Genomic DNA, 8,320 nt, shown 5'->3' with positions numbered 1-8,320 from the left:
TGCGCGACACGACCCCTTGAACGGCGGCACCGAACATCCCCTCGGCAAAGCCGGGGCCGATCGGGATGCGTCCACGCCCCGCCTTCAGCCCGAACAGGCCGCAGGCCGCGGCCGGGATGCGGATCGAGCCGCCACCGTCGTTGGCGCCGGCCACGGGCACCACGCCTGCGGCGACGAGCGCGGCCGATCCGCCGGACGATCCCCCCGGCGTGCGGGTGGTGTCCCAGGGGTTGCGCGCGGGCCCGAAGGCGGTGGGTTCGGTCACGTTGCGGGCGCCGAACTCCGGCGTCTTGCTCTTGCCGAAGATGACCAGACCGGCAGCCTGCCAGCGGCGCACCACGTCGCTGGTGTCTGTGATCGAGACGTCGGCCATGGCCGCGCTGCCGCAGGTCGACGGCACGCCCTGGATGTCCTGGAACAGGTCCTTGATGATGAAGGGCACGCCCATGAAGGGGCTGGCGTGGTCAAAGGGCTGTTCGCAGCGCGTTCTGGCCATGTCGTCCAGGCGCCGCGTCAGGGCCGTGATCTGCGGATCGGTCTGGTTTGCACGGTCGATGGCCAGTTGCAGCAGCTCGCGCGGGTGCACCTGCTTGCTGCGCACCAGTTGGGCCAGACCCAGGGCATCGTGCTGGCGGTAGTCGGCAAACTTCATCGAAACTTCCTTGGTCAGTGTGCTGGCTTGGATAATGTCGGATTCTCTGTCTGCCACCCCGCTGGTCATCGCCCCCGTGTCGTCATTGCCCCCTATCACTTTCCCTGAGTCGCTGCCGGTGTCCGGTAAACGCGATGAGATCGAAGCCGCCCTGCGTGAGCACCAGGTCATCATCGTGTGCGGCGAAACAGGCTCGGGCAAGACCACGCAGTTGCCCAAGATCGCCTTGACGATGGGACGCGGGGGCTGGGGCGCCGTGCGGGATCCCCAGGCGCCCCGGCACCTGCGGCCCAAGCTGATCGGCCACACGCAGCCGCGCCGGATCGCGGCCTCCAGTGTGGCCAAGCGCATCGCCGAGGAGCTCAACACGCCCTTGGGCGAGGTGGTGGGCTACAAGGTGCGCTTCCAGGACCGGCTGCAGCCAGGCGCCTCCGTCAAGCTGATGACCGACGGCATCTTGCTGGCCGAGACTCAGGGCGACCCGGATCTGCGCGCCTACGACACCATCATCATCGACGAGGCGCACGAGCGCAGCCTCAACATCGACTTCCTGCTGGGCTATCTGCGCCAGTTGCTGCCGCGCCGGCCGGACCTCAAGATCATCGTGACCTCGGCCACGATCGATGCGGACCGCTTTGCGCAGCACTTCGCCAGTGCCAAGGGGCCGGCGCCGGTCATCATGGTGTCGGGCCGCCTGTTCCCGGTCGAGCAGCGTTACCGCCCTTTTGAAGAAAGCCGCGAATACGGCCTCAACGAGGCCATCACCGATGCGGCCGACGAACTCTGGCGTGAGGGCAGTGGCGACATCCTGGTCTTTCTGCCTGGCGAGCGCGAGATCCGCGAGGCGGCCGACCACCTGCGCAAGCACTTCGCCCACCACCGCGTCACGGCCACCATCCTGCCGCTGTTCGCGCGCCTGAGCCAGCAAGAGCAGGACGAGGTCTTCAAGACCGGGGGCGGGCGGCGCATTGTGCTGGCCACCAACGTGGCTGAAACCTCGCTGACGGTGCCGGGCATCCGCTATGTGATCGACTCCGGTCAGGCGCGGGTCAAGCGCTACAGTTTCCGCAACAAGGTCGAGCAGTTGCAGATCGAGCCGATCAGCCAGGCGGCGGCCAACCAGCGGGCCGGGCGATGCGGCCGGGTGGCCAACGGCATCTGCATCCGGCTCTATGACGAGAAGGATTTCAACGCCCGCCCGCGCTTCACGGATCCGGAAATCCTGCGCTCGTCCCTGGCCGGGGTGATCCTGCGCATGAAGTCACTGCATCTGGGGCTGGTCGATGACTTTCCCTTCATCGAACCGCCGCTGCGCAAGGCCATTGCCGACGGCTACCAGTTGCTCAACGAGCTGGGCGCGGTGGACGACAACAACGAGATCACCAAGCTGGGCATGGACCTGGCCCGCTTGCCGCTGGACCCGCGCGTGGGCCGCATGATCCTGGAGGCCAAGGACCGCGAGGCCCTGGCCGAGGTGCTGGTGATCGCGGCCTCCTTGAGCGTGCAGGATGTGCGCGACCGGCCCATCGACCAGCAACAGCAGGCCGACACCAAGCACAAGCAGTTCGATGACGAGCGCTCGGAGTTCATGGGCACGCTCAAGCTGTGGAAGTGGCTGGACGACTCGCGTGGCGGTCATGGACACCACGAACCCGGGCAGCCCGAGAAGCACAAGCTCAGCCACCGCAAGTACGAGCAACTGCTGCGCGACCACTTCATCAACCCTCGCCGCGTGCGCGAATGGCGGGATGTCTACACCCAACTGCACACGGTGGTGGCTGAACACAGCTGGCGCCTCAATGGCAGCCCGGCCACCTACGAGCAGGTGCATCTGTCGCTGTTGTCGGGCCTGCTGGGCAACATCGGCTGCAAGAGTGACGATGAGGACTGGTACCTGGGCGCGCGCGGCATCAAGTTCTACAAGCACCCCGGCGCCAACCTCAGCAAGAAGCCCGGGCGCTGGATCCTGGCGGCCGAGCTGGTTGAAACCACCCGCCTGTTCGGGCGAGGCATTGCCAACATCGAGCAGCCCTGGCTGGTGCAGATGGGCGGCCACCTGCTCAAGAAGCAGTTGCTGGAACCCCATTGGGAAAAGAAGGCCGCGGAGGTCGTGGCCCTGGAGCGCGCCACCTTGTACGGCCTGGTGGTCTACAGCAACAAGCGGGTCAACTTCGGCCTGGTCGATCCCAAGGAGGCCCGCGAGATCTTCATCCGCGAGGCCCTGGTCGGCCAGGAGTGGGAGACGCGCCTGCCCTTCCTGGCGCACAACCGCAAGCTGATTGCCCAGGTCGAGCAACTGGAGCACAAGTCTCGGCGCCAGGATGTGCTGGTCGACGACGAGTTGATCCACGCCTTCTATGACGCCCAGATCCCGCCCGAGGTGATGAGCGGCTACAGCTTCGAGCGCTGGTACAAGCATGCCAGCCGCGAGAACCCCAAGCTGCTCTACCTCAGCCGTGAAGAGCTGATGCGCCACGAGGCGGCCGGCATCACCAGTGCGGCCTTTCCCAAGTTCATCCGCCTGGGCGGCGTGGACTGCGCGGCCACCTACCTGCACTCACCGGGTGATCCGCGCGACGGTGTCACCGTGACCGTGCCCATCTTTGCCCTCAACCAGGTGGGCGACGAGCGCGGTGAATGGCTGGTGCCCGGCATGCTCAAGGACAAAGTGCTGGCCCTGGTCAAGAGCCTGCACCAGAAGCCGCGCGCCCGCCTGGTGCCCCTGCCGGACTATGTCGAATCCTTTGTCGAGACGGCCCCCTTTGCGCAGGGCGGGCTGATGGACGTGCTGCTCAAGGCGGTGCGTGACCGCACGCAACTCGATGTCAAACGGGCCGACTTCAAGCTCGATACCCTGCAGCCCCATCTGTTCATGAACTACCGCGTGGTGGATGAGCATGGACGCCAGTTGGGCATGGGGCGCAACCTGCCCGCGCTCAAGGCCGAACTGGGCTCATTGGCGCGGGGGGCCTTCCAGGCCCTGGCAGCGCTCAAGGCGCAGCAGGTGGTCGAGGGCGGGCCCGCCCAGGTCGGCGACAGGGCAGCACCTCAGGCGCAGGCTGCCGATGGCGGGGCGCAAGGGCGCTCAGATGGGGCTGCCTCGCAGCGCAGCGGCCCGCAGCGCGTGCCCAAGGAGGCGCCGCCCTCCCGCATCACGGCGGTGCAGCTCCTGACCGACTGGACCTTCGGTGAGTTGCCAGAATTGATGGAGATCCAGCGTGGTGGCCACACCCTGATCGGCTTCCCGGCGCTGGTCGACAAGGGCAGCCATGTCGAGATCGAGGTGTTCGACGAGCCCGATGTGGCCGCCAGCAAGCACCGCGTGGGCCTACGCCGCCTGATCGCGCTGCAGATCCGCGAGCCGCTCAAGTACCTTGAGAAGAACATCCCCGATCTGCAGAAGATGGCCATGGCCTACATGAGCCTGGGTACGGCCGACGAGTTGCGCGATCAGATCATCGATGTGGCCCTGGACCGCGCCTACCTGTCCGACCCGCTGCCCACCGATGCCGCCACCTTCAAGGCGCGGGTGGAAGAGGGGCGCACCCGCCTGAACCTGATTGCGCAGGAGGTGGCTCGCCTGGCCGCGGGCATCCTGATCGATTACGCCGCAGCCATCCGCAAGCTCAAGGACGCTCGCCCGCCCAAGGACGTGGCCGATGACATCGCGGCGCAGTTGCAGCGCCTGATGCCCAAGCGTTTCGTGGTGCAGACACCTTACGCCCAACTGCAGCACTTCTCGCGCTACCTCAAGGCCATCACCCTGCGGCTGGACAAGCTCAAGGGCGATCCGGCGCGCGATGCCCAGCGCCTGAGCGAGCTGCGCCCGCTGGATCAGCGCTACACCCGCCGTCTGGCCGAGCTCAAGGGCACGCACGATGCCCGACTGGATGAGTTCCGCTGGCTGCTGGAAGAGCTGCGGGTCAGCTTGTTTGCACAGGAACTGCGCACGCCGCAGCCCGTCAGCATCAAGCGGCTGGAGAAGGTCTGGACCCAGATGGCGTCTTGATCGGCCGCGCGCCGATCAAGACGCGGGGGCGCCATCCGTCTGAGCCTGGCGGCTGTGCTGGCGGAAGGTCGATGGTGTCTGGCCTGTCCAGCGCTTGAAAGCGTGCGCGAAGGCTGCCGTTTCGCTGTAACCCAGGCGCTCGGCGATCACCTCGATGGGCAGGTGGGTGTGGCGCAGGTGGTGGATGGCGCGCTGCTGCTGGATCTGCGAAACCAGATCCTGAAAGGTGCATGACTCGGCCTGCAGGCGCCGCCGCAGGGTGCGCTCCGCGCAATGCAGGCGCTCTGCCACCGTGCGCAAATCCGGCATGGGATGGCTGCTCAGAAGCAGGTTCTCTACCTGTCGTGACCAGGGGTTGTGCTGGCGCTTGAGCAACTGGGTGTCGCATTGCTCCTGCATGATCCTCAGCGTGATGGGGTTGGCCAGCCGCAGTGGCCGCAGGAGGGCGGCCTTGCGAGCGATGATGCGCGTGTCCGCAGCGTCAAAGTGCAGGGGCCAACCAAAGAAGGCCTCTACGGTGCCCAGATCGGCGGGGGCGGGCATGGCGATCTCCATGGCATCCACCAGCGTGGCCCAGTCGTCGGCACCCGCCTCCTTGCTGAGGTTGCGGATGAAGGCCAGATCCCGCATCAGGTAGAACTCCCGGCAATCGCCCAGGTCGATGCAGTCGATGTAGCGGGCGTTCACCTGCTCGCCGGCTTCCTCCATCAGCACCCGAAAGGGCGTGAAGGTCAGCTCCACATAGCGGGCCAGGAAGCGGCAGGCCTCCAGCATATCGGGGTGGCTCACCAGGGCTGCCCCCAGCGTGCCAAAGCTGTTGTAGTGATAGAAGGCACTGGCCCGCAGGCCCGGGACGCTCTCGCGCGTCAGGCGCAGGTAGTTGCGCACCACGATCAGCTCCTGGCTGAAGGGCATGTCCCGGTTCGGATCGCGCAGCGTGGCTTCGGTCTGGGTGGTGCCCGCCAGCAGCGGCTCGAGGGGCAGGCCTTCGTCCTGCGCGCATTGCAGCAGAGGGTAGACCGACATGGTGGACACGCGAAGCAAGTGGGCGTTCATGACATCTTGATAGCCAGAGACAACAAAGCGGCGAAATGGCCAGATCGATCAGTAGCTTGACCGCTCACAGCATGCCCATCTGATCCCGGGCCACCTAGCATGGGTTTGTTCATGACCACAAGGAGCAAGCATGCCACTGAGCGATGACGACATCGTCATGATCGACGACAGTTTGCAGCACCTGTGCCGAGATCTGGCTGAGGGAATGTTCGCACGCCCGGAGCGTGTCTGCGGGCCCGATCAGTTCATGCAGGCACTGAAGCTGTTGGTAGATCAAGGATTTGTCGGTCTCGCCGATGAGTCGGGTTGCGGCCTGTGGGAAGGATGCGAAGAAGCGTCCCATCTGGCCTTGACCTTGCGCAATATCGGCTCGCTGGCCAGGGTCAGCGCTTCTCTGGCGCTGAGCGTGCATCGATCGGCGCTGGCGCTCCATCTGCTGAGGCAGTTGGGCGAGCCCGTGTCAGACGATGCGCATCTCTGCCTGAGCCTGCATGGGCGCCACGGCATAGGCCGGGGCGAGTTGGCCAACTGGTGGAGCGGTCGCCCTGTGGACGACACCTTGCTCGGCGATGTCTTTGATCCGCAGCGAACCTGCAGCGGCGTCATGCATGCGCAGGCACGTGTGTTGCTGGTGCCTGTGTTCACTCAGGGCGTGCTGGGCTGGCAGTGGCTGGAGGGCGCGGTGCAGGCCGTCTCGCCAGGACACGGCCTCGATGAACTGCATGACGGGGCGTTTGCGGTCCGCCACGCCCGACGCCTGGCCGTGTCGGCCGATCGCGCCCGTGTCTTGTCGCGTGAGATCTGGCATCGCGAATGGTTGGGCCTGCTGGCCATCCAGCAAGGCTGTGTCCAGCAGATGATGGACATGGCCGGACAGTTCAGCGCCATGCGTCATCAAGGTGGGGGCCTCATTGCGGGCCATCCTGCCGTACAGATCATGCAGGCCGACATGCAGTCGGCCCTGACGGATGTGCGCACCGTGCTGGCGGCCCAATCGCTGACGGAGGCGGGTTTTGTCGATCTGCTCAGGGCGCGCAACCGCCTGCATGAGGGACTGGGCGTGGCGGCCAACGCGGCCATGCAGACCTTCGGGGGCCTGGGCTATATGCGTGACACCGGGATCGAAAAGCGATGGCGGGATGTGAACCACCTGCGTCAGCAAAGTGGCAGTGCCCTGGACATGCCTTTGATGTCGGCTGCATGGGAGGGCACGGCATGAGCACCCTGGAGCACCTCGAAGGGCATGTGTCGCCGCTGCACGCGCTCAACCCCCTGCTGCGGATCGGGGAGCTCAACGCCCTGGGACGCACGCTGACGCACTATCGCCCAGCCGATCTCTGGGACATGGACACGGCCAGCCTGCCCGCCGCACTGGGGCATCTGCGCCGACGCGTGCGCCACTTTGCGCAAACCCACATGGCGCCCCATGTGCGCCTGCTCGATGAGACAGAGCACCCGGCGCCGGGCACCTTGCATCCGGTGGCGCGGCAGTTGCTGATCGAGGCCGGGCGGGAGGGGCTCATGGCCAATACCGTTCCGGCGCCGATGGGCTCGGCATCGCTGTGGGACCTGCGCTTTTCGCCGGCCTACCGCATGGCCATCCAGGTCGAAGAGATGGCCGCGGTCTGTGCGGGGCAGATGCTGCTGTTGAGCGCACACCATCTGGGCCTGGCGCCCGTGTTGCTGAGTGGCGATGTGAAAGCCATGTGGCGCTTCATCCGCCCCATGCATCTGGATTTTCAGCAAGGGCGCCCGCATCTGTTTGCGTATGCCATCACCGAGCCCACGGCAGGCAGCGATGTGGAGGATGGCCATGGCGCCATGACCAACCGCCCCCGCGTGGTGGCCAAGGCCGTGCCCGGTGGCTTTCGAATCTCCGGCCAGAAGTGCTACATCAGTGGCGGGGATGTGGCGCGCAAGGTGGCCGTGTTCGCCGCACTGGAAGGGGAGGGCTTCGAATCCTGGACCTGTTTCATGGTCGACGCCAGCAACCCGGGCATGCATGCCCGCCGCACCGAACTGAAGATGGGCATGCGTGCCAGCAGCGCTGCCGAACTGACCTTGGACGATGCCTTTGTCCCCGACGCGGACGTGATCGGTGGCTTGCGCAAGGGCTGGGCCCTCAACCGCGCCACCCTCAATGCCTCGCGCTATCCGGTGGCCGCCATGGCCGTGGGCATCGCCCGCCGGGCCTGCGAGCTGGCGCTGGTGCATGCCATGGACACCCGCCTGGGCGGCAGGCACCTCCTGTCCTATCAAGAGGTGCAACTGCAACTGGCGCAGATGGTGGCAGAAACGCGGGCGATCCGCTCGCTGCTCTGGCAGCACGCCAGTGGGGGCATGCAGCCCCGGCAATCCGGTGCCTGCATCAGCAAGTTCCTGGCCACGGACCGTGCTCAGGCGATCTGCGAGATGGGCATGAACCTCATGGCCGAGCAGGGCGCTCGTCAGGGCGCCGGCATGGAAAAGCTGCTGCGTGACATCCGCCTGACCCGCATCTTCGAAGGCACCAACCAGATCAACCGCCTTGGCCTCATCGAGGACATGCAACCCTTGCTGCTGGCCCGCATGGCCGGCGAGCCCATCCACATCAGTGTGTAAGG

At 66.0% G+C, this 8,320-nt stretch carries 5 protein-coding genes; 3 read left to right on the top strand and 2 right to left on the bottom strand.

The window, feature by feature from the left end:
- A partial coding sequence (locus tag VFW84_RS16145; RefSeq protein WP_329681493.1) for an amidase occupies positions 1–652 on the bottom strand: 652 nt, incomplete at its 3' end.
- A 34-nt stretch (positions 653–686) separates the two neighbouring features.
- Between VFW84_RS16145 and hrpA the strand changes: the two genes are divergently transcribed.
- Positions 687–4,661 carry an ATP-dependent RNA helicase HrpA gene (hrpA, locus tag VFW84_RS16140; RefSeq protein WP_329681492.1) on the top strand — a complete coding sequence of 1,325 codons (3,975 nt, stop codon included), beginning with the start codon at positions 687–689 and terminating at the stop codon, positions 4,659–4,661.
- 15 nt (positions 4,662–4,676) lie between these two features.
- Here the strand turns inward: hrpA and VFW84_RS16135 are convergent, their stop codons facing one another.
- The gene (locus VFW84_RS16135) at positions 4,677–5,717 is read right to left on the bottom strand and encodes an AraC family transcriptional regulator (protein ID WP_329681491.1); all 1,041 of its coding nucleotides are present in this window, start codon (positions 5,715–5,717) and stop codon (positions 4,677–4,679) included.
- Positions 5,718–5,847: 130 nt separating this feature from the next.
- On the opposite strand from VFW84_RS16135, the gene VFW84_RS16130 reads away from it, so the two are divergent.
- Together VFW84_RS16130 and VFW84_RS16125 are read left to right on the top strand one after the other, a co-directional pair.
- Positions 5,848–6,936, top strand: a complete 1,089-nt coding sequence (locus VFW84_RS16130; protein ID WP_329681490.1) for an acyl-CoA dehydrogenase family protein — start codon at positions 5,848–5,850, stop codon at positions 6,934–6,936.
- Entirely contained in the window at positions 6,933–8,318 is a 1,386-nt protein-coding gene (locus VFW84_RS16125; RefSeq protein ID WP_329681489.1) for an acyl-CoA dehydrogenase family protein, read from the top strand. The genes VFW84_RS16130 and VFW84_RS16125 overlap by 4 nt, the downstream gene beginning before the upstream one ends.
- Positions 8,319–8,320 lie beyond the last annotated feature (2 nt).

It is taken from the genome of Aquabacterium sp., from assembly GCF_036279655.1.
Lineage (GTDB): Bacteria > Pseudomonadota > Gammaproteobacteria > Burkholderiales > Burkholderiaceae_C > Aquabacterium.
The sequence above is the reverse complement of the archived record's forward strand: the minus strand, read 5'-3'. Positions and strand labels throughout refer to the sequence as shown.

Excerpts from the sequence above, each read along its gene's own strand:
- hrpA (WP_329681492.1), top strand. The coding sequence starts at position 687 with ATGTCGGATTCTCTGTCTGCCACCCCGCTGGTCATCGCCCCCGTGTCG.
- VFW84_RS16125 (WP_329681489.1), top strand. The coding sequence starts at position 6,933 with ATGAGCACCCTGGAGCACCTCGAAGGGCATGTGTCGCCGCTGCACGCG.
- VFW84_RS16130 (WP_329681490.1), top strand. The coding sequence starts at position 5,848 with ATGCCACTGAGCGATGACGACATCGTCATGATCGACGACAGTTTGCAG.
- VFW84_RS16135 (WP_329681491.1), bottom strand. The coding sequence starts at position 5,717 with ATGAACGCCCACTTGCTTCGCGTGTCCACCATGTCGGTCTACCCTCTG.